At 71.2% G+C, this 13,487-nt stretch carries 15 protein-coding genes; 9 read left to right on the top strand and 6 right to left on the bottom strand.

The genetic code is table 11. The features are described 5' to 3' along the window. Positions 1–2: 2 nt before the first annotated feature. The gene (locus tag AB0K00_RS01790; protein WP_363513669.1) at positions 3–491 is read right to left on the bottom strand and encodes an Lrp/AsnC family transcriptional regulator; all 489 of its coding nucleotides are present in this window, start codon (positions 489–491) and stop codon (positions 3–5) included. A gap of 68 nt (positions 492–559) precedes the next feature. Here AB0K00_RS01790 and ddaH point away from each other — a divergent pair, with 68 nt between their 5' ends. Then, positions 560–1,390, top strand: a complete 831-nt coding sequence (gene ddaH / locus AB0K00_RS01785; protein ID WP_363513666.1) for a dimethylargininase — start codon at positions 560–562, stop codon at positions 1,388–1,390. A 22-nt stretch (positions 1,391–1,412) separates the two neighbouring features. Here the strand turns inward: ddaH and AB0K00_RS01780 are convergent, their stop codons facing one another. The 5 genes from AB0K00_RS01780 to AB0K00_RS01760 all read right to left on the bottom strand — a co-directional run bounded on the left by AB0K00_RS01780 (position 1,413) and on the right by AB0K00_RS01760 (position 5,366). Then, complete coding sequence (locus AB0K00_RS01780; protein ID WP_363513663.1) at positions 1,413–1,877, bottom strand: hypothetical protein; 465 nt, start codon at positions 1,875–1,877, stop codon at positions 1,413–1,415. A gap of 60 nt (positions 1,878–1,937) precedes the next feature. Continuing rightward, complete coding sequence (locus AB0K00_RS01775) at positions 1,938–3,281, bottom strand: histidine kinase dimerization/phospho-acceptor domain-containing protein (RefSeq protein ID WP_363513660.1); 1,344 nt, start codon at positions 3,279–3,281, stop codon at positions 1,938–1,940. Further along, positions 3,274–3,957 (bottom strand): response regulator transcription factor, encoded by a 684-nt coding sequence (locus tag AB0K00_RS01770; protein WP_363513657.1) that lies wholly within the window; start codon positions 3,955–3,957, stop codon positions 3,274–3,276. The genes AB0K00_RS01775 and AB0K00_RS01770 overlap by 8 nt, the downstream gene beginning before the upstream one ends. Before the next feature lie 145 nt (positions 3,958–4,102). Then, on the bottom strand, positions 4,103–4,600 hold the full coding sequence (locus AB0K00_RS01765; protein WP_363513654.1) for a hypothetical protein: 498 nt from the start codon (positions 4,598–4,600) through the stop codon (positions 4,103–4,105). Positions 4,601–4,790: 190 nt separating this feature from the next. After that, complete coding sequence (locus AB0K00_RS01760) at positions 4,791–5,366, bottom strand: hypothetical protein (RefSeq protein ID WP_363513651.1); 576 nt, start codon at positions 5,364–5,366, stop codon at positions 4,791–4,793. A 121-nt stretch (positions 5,367–5,487) separates the two neighbouring features. On the opposite strand from AB0K00_RS01760, the gene AB0K00_RS01755 reads away from it, so the two are divergent. From AB0K00_RS01755 to AB0K00_RS01720, 8 genes are all read left to right on the top strand, one after another. After that, on the top strand, positions 5,488–6,585 hold the full coding sequence (locus tag AB0K00_RS01755; RefSeq protein WP_363513649.1) for an HlyD family efflux transporter periplasmic adaptor subunit: 1,098 nt from the start codon (positions 5,488–5,490) through the stop codon (positions 6,583–6,585). An 11-nt stretch (positions 6,586–6,596) separates the two neighbouring features. Next, positions 6,597–7,325 carry a response regulator transcription factor gene (locus tag AB0K00_RS01750; protein WP_363513646.1) on the top strand — a complete coding sequence of 243 codons (729 nt, stop codon included), beginning with the start codon at positions 6,597–6,599 and terminating at the stop codon, positions 7,323–7,325. Beyond that, on the top strand, positions 7,315–8,964 hold the full coding sequence (locus tag AB0K00_RS01745; RefSeq protein WP_363513643.1) for a HAMP domain-containing sensor histidine kinase: 1,650 nt from the start codon (positions 7,315–7,317) through the stop codon (positions 8,962–8,964). Before AB0K00_RS01750 ends, AB0K00_RS01745 begins: the two co-directional genes overlap by 11 nt. An 81-nt stretch (positions 8,965–9,045) precedes the next feature. Next, positions 9,046–10,206, top strand: a complete 1,161-nt coding sequence (locus AB0K00_RS01740) for an efflux RND transporter periplasmic adaptor subunit (protein WP_363513640.1) — start codon at positions 9,046–9,048, stop codon at positions 10,204–10,206. A gap of 14 nt (positions 10,207–10,220) precedes the next feature. Then, positions 10,221–10,943, top strand: a complete 723-nt coding sequence (locus tag AB0K00_RS01735) for an ABC transporter ATP-binding protein (protein WP_363513637.1) — start codon at positions 10,221–10,223, stop codon at positions 10,941–10,943. Beyond that, the gene (locus AB0K00_RS01730; protein ID WP_363513634.1) at positions 10,940–12,154 is read left to right on the top strand and encodes an ABC transporter permease; all 1,215 of its coding nucleotides are present in this window, start codon (positions 10,940–10,942) and stop codon (positions 12,152–12,154) included. The genes AB0K00_RS01735 and AB0K00_RS01730 overlap by 4 nt, the downstream gene beginning before the upstream one ends. Positions 12,155–12,250: 96 nt before the next feature. Continuing rightward, the gene (locus tag AB0K00_RS01725) at positions 12,251–12,931 is read left to right on the top strand and encodes a hypothetical protein (protein WP_363513631.1); all 681 of its coding nucleotides are present in this window, start codon (positions 12,251–12,253) and stop codon (positions 12,929–12,931) included. A 14-nt stretch (positions 12,932–12,945) separates the two neighbouring features. Then, positions 12,946–13,416 carry a PH domain-containing protein gene (locus AB0K00_RS01720; RefSeq protein WP_363513628.1) on the top strand — a complete coding sequence of 157 codons (471 nt, stop codon included), beginning with the start codon at positions 12,946–12,948 and terminating at the stop codon, positions 13,414–13,416. The last annotated feature ends 71 nt before the right edge of the window (positions 13,417–13,487 follow it).

Below are 13,487 nucleotides of genomic sequence, written 5' to 3'. Positions count from 1 at the left end.
GGCTAGGACGTGGCGGGTGTCGATCCGGTTCCCGGCCCGGTGCCGACTTTCGGCGCGAGCCGCTCCACCAGCCTGGACAGCACGATCATGCTCCGGGTCGACGTCACGAACGGCTCCGCGCGCAGCTTCTCCAGCGCCTCCTCCAGGCCCGCCATGTCCACCGCCCGCAGGTGGACCAGCGCGTCGGCCTCACCGGAGATCGTGTACGCCCCGACGACCGCAGAATGCCGCTTCGCGGCCGCCCGCAGCTGCTGCGGCGACGTGCGCCCGGTGCAGAAGAGCTCGACGAACGCCTCGGTCGTCCAGCCGAGCGCGTCGGGGTCGATCAGCGCGGTATAGCCGCGGATCACTCCGGTTGATCGAAGGCGGTCGACCCGGCGCTTGACGGCCGGCGCGGACAGCGCCACCACGGATCCGATGTCGGCATACGACGAGCGGGCATCCTCCTGCAGCAACGCAATGATCTGCTGGTCGATCGGGTCGAGGCGCAACGATTCCCTCCTCGAAAGCAAGTGTTCTCGCTGTTTTGTGCGACCCGGCAAATCTACCGTTTGATCTCGTGACCCACGTCGAGCGGCTGCCGCGAGAGCGCACCTACCTGATGTCGCCACCCGAGCATTTCGTGGTGGAGTACGCGATCAACCCGTGGATGGACGTCTCCACGCCGGTCGACACCGAGCTCGCCGTGAAGCAGTGGGAGGGCCTGCGCGAGACGCTCGTGCGGCTCGGCCACCAGGTGCACGTGCTGCCCCCGCAGACCGGACTGCCCGACATGGTCTACGCGGCCAACGGCGCGTTCAGCGTCGACGGCGTCGTCTACGGCGCACGGTTCAAGTATGCGCAGCGCATTGCCGAGGCCGCCGAGCACCGGCGGTTCTACGAGCAGCAGGGCTGGGCGTTCGTCGCGCCGACGGAGACCAACGAGGGCGAGGGCGACTTCGCCTACCTGCCCGACGCGCTCGGCGGTGGCGTGGTCCTGGCCGGGCACGGGTTCCGGACCGAGGTCGCCGCGCACGCCGAGGCGCAGGAGGTGCTCGGCCGGCCGGTGATCTCGCTGCGCCTGGTCGACCCGCGCTTCTACCACCTCGACGTGGCCCTGGCGTCCCTCGACGACCGCACGATCGTCTACTACCCGGGCGCGTTCTCCGCCGCGTCGCAGGCCGTGCTTGCGCAGCTGTTCCCGGACGCGGTCGTCGCCGACGAGGAGGACGCCCTGTCCTTCGGGATCAACCTCGTCTCGGACGGCCGCCACGTGGTCCTCAACAGCGAAGCCACCGCCCTTGCGGCCAAACTCCGCCAGGCCGGCTACGTGCCGGTGCCGGTGGAACTGACCGAGCTCAAGAAGGGCGGCGGCAGTGTCAAGTGCTGTATCGCGGAGCTGCGTCCCTAAGGACTGCTGCGTCCCTAGGGACTTAGGAAGTGGTCGGCGCGCCTGACGGCGTCGACTGGACCAGTACGATCTGCGCCGTGTAGGTCGTGCTGGGGGTCGCTGCCGGAGTCGCGGAGCCGCCGTTGACCGTGATCGGGCCGCCCACCACCACGCTGGAGCCGGCCTGCAGCGTGCTTGCCGGCACACTCTTGTGATGGTCATACACCCTGACGTTGTTGGCCAAGGTCCATGTCTTCGTGTAGCCGTCCGTCGATCGGATCGTCAGTGACGTGTCCGTCGCCGCCGTCGCGGTGCCGTTCTGCATCGCGACCCGCACCGGGCCCTTCTTCGTCTGCACGATGCCCTCACCGTGCAATACACCGGCGAGCATGTCCTGCTTGCTGGGGTGGCCCGACGGCGTCGGATCCGCCAGGGCGACCCCTGGCAGCGAACCGACGATCACCAGGAGCACAGCGCAGAACAGCAAACCAATCCGTGAGCGTCGCATCGGGGTACCTCCTCGGAACTGGGCTGAAGGGTGCACTACCTCGGATCACCCGACCCAAACTCAGAGGGGGATCGTGACCGTGAACCTCGCGCCACCCTCCGGGGCGTGCCCCGCCGCGATCCCGCCGCCGAGCCGCCGGGCCAGCCGCGCCGCAAGCGCCAGCCCCAACCCGCTGCCCACCTTGCGGGCCCCCTGGTAGCGGCGCGACAGCGCACCCCGCTCGAACGCCACCGCCAGATCGTCGTCGGTGAACCCCGGCCCGCCGTCGCGGACCTCGATCGACGCCGACGCCTGCTGCCACACCAGCGCCAGCACCACCGGCGCACCCGAGGGCACGACCCGCAGCGCGTTCTCCAGCAGGCCGTCGACGATCTGCCGGATCCGGCCGGGATCGGTGCGCGTCGGGACCGCCATCGGCGGCAGCTCCGTGCGCAGCAGCAGCCCCGCCGCCGCGAGCCGCCCGCCCCACGCCTCGGCCGTCGCCGCCACCAACTGCGTCAGGTCCACGTCGACCACCTCGACCGGCAGGTCGGCGGCCTCCAGCCGGGCCAGCACCAGCAGGTCGGCGATCAACCGGTCCAGCCGCTCCGCCTCGCCGAGCACCGTCTGCCCCGCCCGCTGCGCCCCGTCGGGACCGACCACCCCGTCGGCGAGGGCCTCCGCGTAGCCACGGATCGTGGTCAGCGGGGTCCGCAGCTCATGCGACACCGACAGCAGGAAGTCACGCTCCCGCCCCTCACTGGTGGCGAGGGCCGCGGTCAACGCGTTGACCGCCCGAGCAAGATCCGCGACCTCTGTCGGCCCGCGAGGATCGAGGGTGACCGTCCGGTCGCCGGCGCTGAGCCGGTTCGCCGCGGCCGCCACGGTACGGATGGGCTGCGCGATCCGCCTGGCCAGCAGCACGCCCGCCAACAGCCCTGCCCCGAGCCCGGCCAGCAGCGCGATCCACAGCTGTCCCCACAGCCGCGCCAGGGTCCCGCTCGGCGGCTCCTCGGTCAGCACCACCCCGTTGCCCGCGTTGCCGACCGGCCGCCCCACCAGCAGCTGCACCTTCTTGTCGACCATCGCCCGGCGTACCGCGACCTGCCGCCCCGCCCCGATCGTCTTGACCACGCCGTCCGGCAGCCCGGGCCGATCCGGCTGACCGCCCCGGATCAGGTACACCTCGATCCCACGGGCCCGCAGCCGCTTGACGATCACCTGCTCGTCTTCGCTCTTGGCGGTGTTGAACCGCGGCCGCAGCAACTCCGCGGTCAGCGTCGCCTCGTCGGCGAGCCGCGTCTTGGCGGACCTGTTCGCCTCCTGGACCGCCAGCGGCGCCCCGACCAGCGCGGTCACCAGGACCGAGATGACGGCGACCACGCACGTCACCAGCGCGCTGCGTCCGAGGATGGACCTAAGCATCGGCGGTGTACCCGACGCCGCGCACCGTCCGGAGCACCGCCGCCGCGTCGCCGAGCTTGCCGCGCACCTGCGCCACGTGCACGTCGACCGTCCGGGTGCCGGAATGCGCGGCGTACCCCCACACGGAGCCGAGCAGCTCCTCCCGGGTGAAGACCCGGCCGGGCCGGTTCATCAGGTGCGCCAGCAGCGCGAACTCCGTCGAGGTCAGCGCCACCGCGACGCCGTCCACCCGGCACTCCCGCCGGGCCGGGTCGAGCGTGACCGGCCCGACGGTGCGGACCTGCTCGACGTCCGGCGGGCCCTGCGTGCGCCGCAGCACCGCCTTGACCCGCGACACCAGCTCGCGGGGGCTGAACGGCTTGGTGATGTAGTCGTCGCCGCCCAGCTCGAGCCCCAGGATCCGGTCGACCTCGTCGTCCCGCGCGGTCAGGAACAGCACCGGCGTCCAGTCGCCCGACTCCCGCAACCGCCGGCAGATCTCCGTGCCGTCGAGCCCCGGCAGCGCGATGTCCAGCACGCACGCGACCGGCCGCAGCTTCCGCGCCGCCGCCAGCCCGGCCGTGCCGTCGTGCTCGACGTGCACCCCGAACCCTTCGCGGGCCAGATACATGCGCAGCAGGTCGGCGATCGGCCGCTCGTCCTCGACGACCAGCACCAACCCTTTGCCCTGATCCACGGGCTACATTCTGCCGCCAACCACCGGGCGCCGATGTTCGGGTGATGTTTGGGACACGATTCGTGGGATACAAGAATATCGATCGGTCCACCCCAGCTGCGGCTTGCCAGCGCCCGCGCGGGGTGGACCGGTTGCCGTGCTCCCGCTAGGCGAAACGCAGCACTGCCTTCGCGAGCCTGGGGATGGCCGGGCTGGACGCGGCGGCGATCACGCCCCAGGGGGTGCGGAAGGCCTGCTTGAGGGCCTCGTCGAGGCGCCACATCTCGGTCTTGTTCGGCAGGCGTACCCACAGGTTCTCGCGGACGCCGTCGATCGCGGTCACGCCGAGCTGGAGGCCGGTGCGTCCCGGCTCCGGGGTCCAGGTGACGTCGGCGAGCTGGTGCAGGTCGGCGTTGAGGTGCAGGGAGACGCGGCGCAACAGTGGCGACTCGGTGGTGATCACCAGGCGGTTGCGGGTCAGCATCAGCACGCTGCGGCGGGAAGCGCGGGACGTGCAGCGGGCGACGACGGCCACGGTGTCGCGGTCGCCGGCGCAGCCGCGCAGGACCTGCACGTGGCGGTGGATGGTTGCGGTGGACAGCTTCGCCAACGCCGTGGCCGGCAGGAAGGTGCACGAGAAGGTGTCCAGCGTCTCCATACTCAAGCCAACGACGGGTATTGCTCAGCGACACGCACTTTTTTGCTTTCGTGCGCCGACCTTGCGGGCGTAGTGCCAGGACGCTCCCACGGCGTCCCTTTTGCCACCACCACGCCGGCAAGATCGGCGCACACCCTGTGCGTCGCCGGAGAGGCCGGTCCGCCGAAAACCGGCCGGAAGCCGGTCGGCCGGCCGGTCAGGACGCGGAAGGGCGAGGGCTGGGCTTGAGGGGAGCGCAGGCGGTCACGGCGGCGGCGACCTTCGCGTCCGCGGTGTCGAGCTGGTCGACCGGGCCGCTGACGGTCACGCCGTGCTCCGTGAGGCAGTTGCGGTACGCGGCGTCGCGACCGCCCCCACCGTTGCCGCCGCCGCCGTTGGGGAACGCGGTCGGGCGCAGCGACGCGCACGCCTTCTGCGCCTTCTCCCACGTCTGCTGGTCGACGCCGTCGGGCGCCGCGGTGCCGAAGAAACCACCACCGCCGTTGCCACGGAAGCCGCCGCTGCCGGACGGGCGCGGCTGGCCCGACGGGAACGCGGTCGGGCGACCCGAGGGGAACGCGGTCGGGCGGTTCGTGGGCCGGCCCGACCCGTTCATCTGCGGCAGGTTGACGCCGTTGTCGCGCAGGCACGACGCGTAGTCGGTGCCGCCGGAGGCACCGGCGGCCGTGGTCGGCGCCGAGGGGTCCGACGATCCGCAGGCTGTGGCGAAGATTGCCACCGCGGCGAACGCGAGCGCGGCGCCACCGATCCGCTTGTTCATCACTCGCGTCATGGAACGTCGCCAACCTCGACGCCCCGTGGGGTGAACCTCAAAATTCGGTAATAACGCCTTCCCAGGGAACTTTGAGGTCCGGTCGAGCTGACGGGGAGCCGGGACCGGTCCACTTGCAGGCATGAAGGTCTGGTGGCTGGCCGGAGGTGCTGCCGTACTCGCGGTCGCGGTCGTCGTGGGTGTCATGTTGACAGGTGGCGACACGGTCGCGCCGGCGAAGGCCGCCACGGTGAAGGTGACCCGCGGGTCCGTCGCGACGACGATCTCGGCGTCGGGGACAGTGCAGGCGCAGCAGAGCCGCACGCTCGGGTTCGCCAGCAGCGGCACGCTGACCGAGCTCAACGTGAAGCCCGGCGACGTGGTCGCCGCGGGCATGGTGCTGGCCAGGATCGACGCGACCGCCGCGCAGGACTCGGTGACCGCCGCCACGGAGAGCGTCGACAGTGCCCAGGACGCCCTGGACCGCGCCGAGACCGCCCAGGCCGCCGCGACCAGCACCCCGACGGCCACCCCCACCAGGTCGGCCGGCACCGGAACACAGACCGGCACCCAGACCGGTGGGCAGGGCGGTGCCAACCCCGGCGCGAACACGGGCGCGAACGGCAACAGCGTCCAGAACGCCAGCGACAACCTGCTCTCCGCGCAGCAGCGGCTCAACAACGCCAAGCTCACCCTCGTCCAGGCCAACGCGAAGCTGGCCGGCACCGTGATCACCGCGCCGGTCGCCGGCAAGGTGCTCGCGGTCAACGGCACCGTCGGATCCAACGCCGGTTCGAGTGTCATCACGCTCGCCGGCACCGGTGACGTGGTGGTGAAGGCGCAGTTCACGGAGGCCGAGGTGGCGCACCTGAAGCTCGACCAGGTCGCGAGGATCACGCTGCCGGACAACGCGAGCGCCAAGTACGACGGCAAGGTCATCCAGATCGACCCGGCCGGCACGGTATCGAACCGGCTGGTGCGCTACGCGGCGCTGGTCTCGTTCGACAAGGTGCCCGACACGCTGCTGTACGGGCAGAGCGCTACTGTCGCAGTGGTCACCGCGTCCGTGGACGACGTGCTCTCGGTGCCCTCCACCGCCGTACACGACGGCAAGGTCGTGGTGCGGGTCAACGGCAGGGACGAGGAGCGCAGCGTCGAGACGGGCCTGCGCGGCGACGTCAACACCGAGATCAAGAGCGGACTTGCCGAAGGCGACGAGATCCTGACGGCAGGTCGGTGACGATGGAGCCGATGACCGGACATGTCGCAAGTGGCCAGCCGCAGCCGAAGGTCCTCGTCGTGGACGACGAGGCGAGCATCCGTGCCCTGCTGTCGGCGACACTGCGGCTGACCGGGTTTGACGTCAAGGTCGCCGGGGGCGGGCGGGAGGCGCTCAGCGCCGCCGCCGAGTTCGCGCCGGACCTGGTCGTGCTCGACGTGATGATGCCGGACCTGGACGGCTTCGAGGTGGCGCAGCGGCTGCGGACCAGCGGCCGGCCGGTGCCGGTGCTGTTCCTGACGGCCCGCGACTCGGTCGAGGACCGCATCTCCGGGCTGACAGTGGGCGCCGACGACTACGTGGCCAAGCCGTTCAGCCTCGAGGAGGTCGTGCTGCGGATCCGGGCGATCCTGCGGCGCAGCCTCGGCGACCAGCAGCAGCTCGTCGACGGCGGGGTGCTGCGCTACGCGGACCTGGAGATGGACGAGGACGCGCACGAGGTGCGCCGCGGCGGCCACCGGGTCGACCTGTCGCCGACCGAGTTCAACCTGCTGCGATACCTGCTGACCAACGCCGGCCGGGTGGTGAGCAAGGCGCAGATCCTGGACCGGGTGTGGAACTACGACTTCGGCGGCGACGGCAGGATCGTCGAGTCCTACGTCTACTACCTGCGCCGCAAGGTCGACAAGTGGGACCCGCCGCTGATCCACACCGTCAGAGGGGTCGGCTACGCGCTGAGGCTGCCCAGAAGTGAGACCTAGGCCCTGGCGCCACTGGACGGTCCGGGCCAGGATCGTCGTCTCCGTGGTGACCCTTGCCGGGGTCGCGCTCATCGCCGCGAACGCGATCGGCGTCGGGCTGCTCAACTGGTACCTGATGCAGCGCATCGACGACCAGCTGGAGCACTCGGTGCGCCCGCCCGGGGCGTTCGGCGGCCGCAACCCCAACCAGGGTGCAACCCCGAATCCGGGTGTCAGCCCGAATCCGGGCGCGAGTCCGAATCCGGGTGTCAGCCCGAACGTGGAGCCCGTCCCGAACCCGAGCGCGTCGGTGAGCGGCACCCGGCGCGACAGGTACAACGGCGAGTTCGCCCCCGGGCCGCTGTACCAGATCTACCGCTTCGACAGCACGGGCAAGCTGAAGGAGCCACTGTCGGTCGTCCTGGACCCCACCCTGTTCGGGGACATCCGGCAGCGGGCCGAGCAGCCGAAGCCGTTCACGGTCACCACACCCAACGGCGAGGACTGGCGGGTGATCGTGTTCCCGCTGCCGGTCCAGACGGGTGCGGCGTACGGGGCCAACGCGGTCTCGCTCGTCGACATCACGGACACCCGGGACCGGATGCTGCAGTACTCTCTGCTGGTCAGCCTGGTGCTGCTCGGGTTCGTGGGACTGGCGACCGCGACGCTGGTGCGGCTCGGGCTCAGCCCGCTGACCCGGATGGAGGAGGCCGCGGTCGAGATCGCCGGCGGCAATCTGTCCCGCCGGATCGTCGACGCCGACCCGCACACCGAGTCAGGGCGCCTCGGCATCGCGCTGAACACGATGCTCACCCGCATCGAGGAGGCCGTCGACGACAGCGCCGAGTCCGAGCAGCGGCTGCGGCAGTTCCTCGCCGACGCCGCACACGAGCTGCGCACCCCGCTGACCTCCGTGCAGGGCTTCGCCGAGCTCTACCGGCGCGGCGGCGCGCCACCCGGACCGGCCCTGGACGAGGCGATGGAGTGCATCGAGGCCGAGGTCAGCCGGATGCGGCTGCTCGTCAACGACCTGCTCACGCTCGCCCGCATGGACGAGGAGCGGCCGCTGCAACTGGCCCCCGTGGACCTGCTCGCGGTCGCCGCCGACTCGGTGCGCGACGCCCACGTGCGGGTGCCGACGCGGTTCGTGCAGCTGTCGGCGCTGGACGAGCGGTCGGTGACGTTCGAGCCGGTGACCGTCGAGGGCGACGAGGCCCGCATCCGGCAGGTCGTCGCGAACCTGGTCAGCAACGCGCTGCAGCACACGCCGGAGGACACCCGCGTGGTCGTGCGGGTCGGCCGGGCCACCGACGACGGGCCGCCGCCGACCGCGGTCATCGGCGAGCCGCTGCCCGGTGGGGTGCCCCTCGCTGCGATCGAGGTCGCCGACACCGGGCCCGGCATGAAGCCCGGCGACGCCGTCCGGGTGTTCGAGCGGCTGTACCGCGCCGAGGGCTCCCGGTCCCGCCGGCACGGTGGCGCGGGGCTCGGCCTGGCCATCGTGGCCGCGATCGTGCAGGCGCACGGCGGGCGGGTCGAGCTGTGGACCGGACCGGGCCAGGGCGCGCGGTTCCGGGTCCTGCTGCCGGCGATGCCCGAGCCCGATTTTGAGGACGAATCCGATGAACCCGGATTCCGAGGTAACTCCGAGGGAAGCTGAGGGTCGCTCCGAGCGGCACCCAGCACGATTCCCCTCATGCGTTTGTCGCTGCCGTCTCTACGCCGACCACAGCTGAACTCCGTGGGCCTGATCAACGCCGCGCTCGCGGTCGCCGCGGTCGGCGGTGGGCTCTGGGCCTACCAGATCGTCTCCGGGCCGGCCGCCGCTGAGGCCTCGCAGACCAACACCCGTACCCGGGCCGTCGCGGTCACCCAGGGCACGGTGTCGCAGACGGTGTCCGCGTCGGGCTCCGTGGCCAGCTCCGCGACGGCCAACGCCAACTTCACCACCTCGGGCACCGTCACCGAGGTCGACGTGAAGGTCGGCGACGTGGTCACCAAGGGGCAGGTCCTGGCAAAGGTCGACCCGACCGCCGCGCAGGCGTCGCTGAACACGGCGAAGGCCAACCTGACCGCGGCGAAGGCGTCGCTCACCCGGTCGGAGAACAACAGCGCCGACGACGCCACGATCGCCTCGGCCGAGGCGCAGGTCGCCACGGCGCAGGCCAGCGTCACGGCGGCGCAGACGACGGTCAACGGCACGGTCCTCACCGCCCCGATCGCCGGCACGGTCACCGCCGTGAACGGCGCCGTCGGCTCGTCGTCCGCCGGGTCCTCATCCAGCGGCAACGGCAGCACCGGCGCCACCGGCTCGACCGGCAGCAGCACCTCCTCCGGCTTCATCCAGCTCGCCGACCTCACGAAGCTGCAGATCAACGCGAACTTCGCCGAGGCCGACGCGACGAAGCTCAAGGCGGGCCAGGCGGCCGAGGTCAGCTGGAGCGCGCTGAGCGGCACCCGCGCCACGGGCAAGGTCAGCACGATCTCGCCGACCGCGACGACCACCAACAACGTCAACTCCTACGCGGTGGTCATCGGCCTGGACACGCTGCCGGAAGGGGTGCGGCTCGGGCAGAGCACCACCGCGGTCGTGACGATCGCCGAGGCGCAGAACGCCCTGCGCATCCCGAGCGCGGCCCTGCGCACCGCCGGCGGCCAGCGCACCGTCCAGGTGCAGGTCAACGGCCAGGTGGAGACCCGCACCGTCGAGGTCGGCATCTCCGGCGGCTCGTTCGTCGAGATCAAGTCCGGGCTCAAGGCCGGCGAGCAGGTCGTGATCACCACGACCACGACGAACTCGACGACCGGCAACACCAACCAGTTCCCCGGCGGCGGTGGCGGCTTCACGGGTGGCGGCGGCGGCTTCACCGGCGGTGGCGGCGGCGCCCGCCCGGGCAACTGATGGGGGGCATCGACATGAGCGCTCCGGCGTACACCGCGGCGACCGAGACCCGCAGCATGGTGCTGGATGTGCGGAACGTCAGGAAGATCTACGGGCAGGGCGAGACCGAGGTCCAGGCCCTGCGCGGGGTGTCCCTCACCGTCGAGCGCGGCGACTTCGTGGCCATCATGGGCTCGTCGGGCTCCGGCAAGTCGACCCTGATGAACATCCTCGGCTGCCTCGACATTCCGACCACCGGCCGGTACCTCCTCGACGGCGTCGACGTGAGCCGCCTCAACGACCGGCAGCTGGCGCTGGTCCGCAACCGGCGGATCGGCTTCGTGTTCCAGGCGTTCAACCTCATCGCACGCACCAGCGCGCGGGCCAACGTCGAGCTCCCGCTCGCCTACGCCGGGGTCAAGGGCGCCGAGCGCCGCCGCCGGGCGAACCTGGCGCTGGCGATGGTCGGCCTCGCCGACCGCGCCGACCACGAGCCCAACCAGCTCTCCGGCGGCCAGCAGCAGCGGGTCGCGGTCGCCCGGGCGCTGGTCACCGCGCCGGCCCTCGTCCTCGCCGACGAGCCGACCGGCAACCTCGACACGCAGTCCACCAACGACGTCCTCGCCGTCTTCGACCGGCTCAGCGCGTCGGGCCGGACGATCGTGCTGATCACCCACGAGCCGGACGTCGCCGAGCGGGCGAAGCGACTGATCCGGCTCGTCGACGGACACATCGTCCAGGATGAGCGGCTGAAGTGAACCTCTTCGAAACCATCCGCTTCGCGCTGCGCGCGATCACCGCCAACAAGCTGCGCTCCAGCCTCACCGTGCTGGGCATCCTCATCGGCGTGGCCGCGGTCATCCTCCTCGTCGCGGTCGGCAACGGCTCGGCGCAGGCGGTGCAGAAGCAGATCGAGGCGCTGGGCACCAACACGCTGACGGTGACCGCCGGCGGTGGCGGCGGCGCCCGGGGCGCGGCGGCCACGACGAGCACCGCGCTCAACATGGATCTGGTGCCGGCGCTGGAGGACAAGAACGAGGCGCCGCACGTGCGCAGCGTCTCGCCGGTCGTCACCGGGTCGCAGGCGACCACCTACGAGGGCACCAACCACACGATCGCGCAGTTCGTCGGCACGTACCCGGGGTGGGTCGCGGCCTCGAACTTCAAGGTCGACAAGGGCGCCCTCTTCACCGCCGAGGACGTCACCGACTCCCGCAAGGTCGTCGTGATCGGCAAGACCGTCGCCGAGGAGCTGTTCGGCAGCGTCGATCCGCTGTCGAAGCAGATCAACGTCGCGGGCAAGCTCTTCACGGTCGTCGGCGTGCTCGCCGACAAGGGCGGCACCGGCTTCACCGACCCCAACGACGTCGCCGTCGCACCCGTCACCGCGGTGCAGGAGTCGCTGACCGGCTACGGATCGCTCAACCAGCTGCTCATCCAGGCCACGTCGCCGGAGGACGTCACCGACGCGCAGAGCGAGGTGACCGCGATCCTCAACGCCAAGCTCAACATCACCGGGTCGAGCACCACCGCGTACCGCATCCAGAACGCCTCGCAGCTGCTGGAGACCCGCGCGAACACCGCCGAGACCTTCACCCTGCTGCTCGGCGCGGTCGCCGGGATCAGCCTGCTGGTCGGCGGGATCGGCATCACCAACATCATGATGGTCACGGTCACCGAGCGGACCCGCGAGATCGGCATCCGCAAGGCCCTCGGCGCGCCGAAGCGCACGATCCTCACCCAGTTCCTGGTCGAGGCGACCGTGCTGAGCCTGATCGGCGGACTGCTCGGGGTGGCCGCCGCGGTCATCGGCAGCCGCTTCACCATCGTCAGCATCAAACCCGTCATCGTGCCCAGCTCGGTCTTCCTGGCCCTGGGGTTCTCGGTCGCGATCGGGCTGTTCTTCGGCAGCTACCCGGCCAGCCGCGCCGCCGGGCTGCGCCCCATCGAAGCGCTGCGTTATGAGTAGGTCCGACCGTGCGGGCCGGTCCAGGTTGCGGTGCCGATCCCCCCGCGGGCACCGCAACCTGGTCCATCCCGCACGGCAGTCGACGAGGAGATTTCTGTGAGCCACGCCTTTCGCCGACCGTCCGCGTCCACGTCGGTCGACGTCGAGAAGGTCGACTTCGACAAGACCGAGTTCGACAATGCCGACTTGGATAGGGCCGACTTGGATAGGGTTGACAATTCGGACACCGAGGTCCTCGAGCCGGTGCCGGCGGACCTCGCCTTCGTCGAGGAGCCGGACGACCTGCTGGCCCAGCCGCTCGACGACGACCTGAACGAGCGGATCTCGAAGGCGGCACCGCGCCGCCTGGCCAACCGCGCCACGTATGTCCTGGCCGCGCTGGCCCTGCTGGTGGCCGGCTTCGTCGGCGGCGCCCAGGTGCAGAAGAGCTACGGCACCGCACCGGCCGCCACGGGCGCACCGGGCGTGAACCCGGCCGCGCTCGCGAGCCAGTTCGCCGGCCGCGGCGGGCAGGGTGGCCTCCCAGGCGGCAACACCGGCACCGGCGGTCAGACCGGGACCCGCGGCGGGATCACCGGCACCGTCAAGCTCGTCGACGGCACCACCGTCTATGTGGAGACCGCCGACGGTCAGACGCTGATCGTGAAGACCAGCGGCACGACCACCGTCTCCGCGCCCGGCGCGCTGAAGGACCTCACCGCCGGGTCCAGCGTGACGGTCGTCGGTCAGAACGCCGACGGAACGGTCACCGCCACCTCGATCACGAAGACGAAATAGCGCATGCTGTTGGGATGGACATCCGCAGCGGGACCCCATCATCGGAGCCGTCCGCCACGGACCTGACGCCCGCGCCGACCAGCCTGCGCTGGCGCGTGTCGACGGCGTTCACGGTGCTCAAATGCGGTGCGGCGATCGGCCTCGTGCTGGCCGGCGTCTTCGCCGCCGCGGACAACCGGATGCTCACCGCCGCGCTGGTCGCCGCGGCCATCCTGGGCGTCTACGCGCTGCGGGACATCGTCGCGCCGGTCCGCCTCGCCGCCGACCTCGACGGGGTCACCGTCGTCAGTGGATACGCGGGACGCCAGCACGTCGCCTGGGCGCAGGTCGAGCGGATGCGGGTCGACGCCCGCTCACGCGGCGGCATGCGCAGCGAACTGCTCGAGATCGACGCCGGCGAGCACCTGTTCCTGCTCAGCCGCTACGACCTCAACGCCCACCCGGCCGACGCCTACGAAGAACTCCTGCGGCTCCGCGGTTTCTAGCTCCGTCGGCTTCGCCAGCGGTTCCGTGGGGGGTTCCCACCCCACACCCCCATGCTCCGCTGCGCTGCGCA

It is taken from the genome of Dactylosporangium sp. NPDC049525 (assembly GCF_040676755.1).
Lineage (GTDB): Bacteria > Actinomycetota > Actinomycetes > Mycobacteriales > Micromonosporaceae > Dactylosporangium.
The sequence above is the reverse complement of the archived record's forward strand: the minus strand, read 5'-3'. Positions and strand labels throughout refer to the sequence as shown.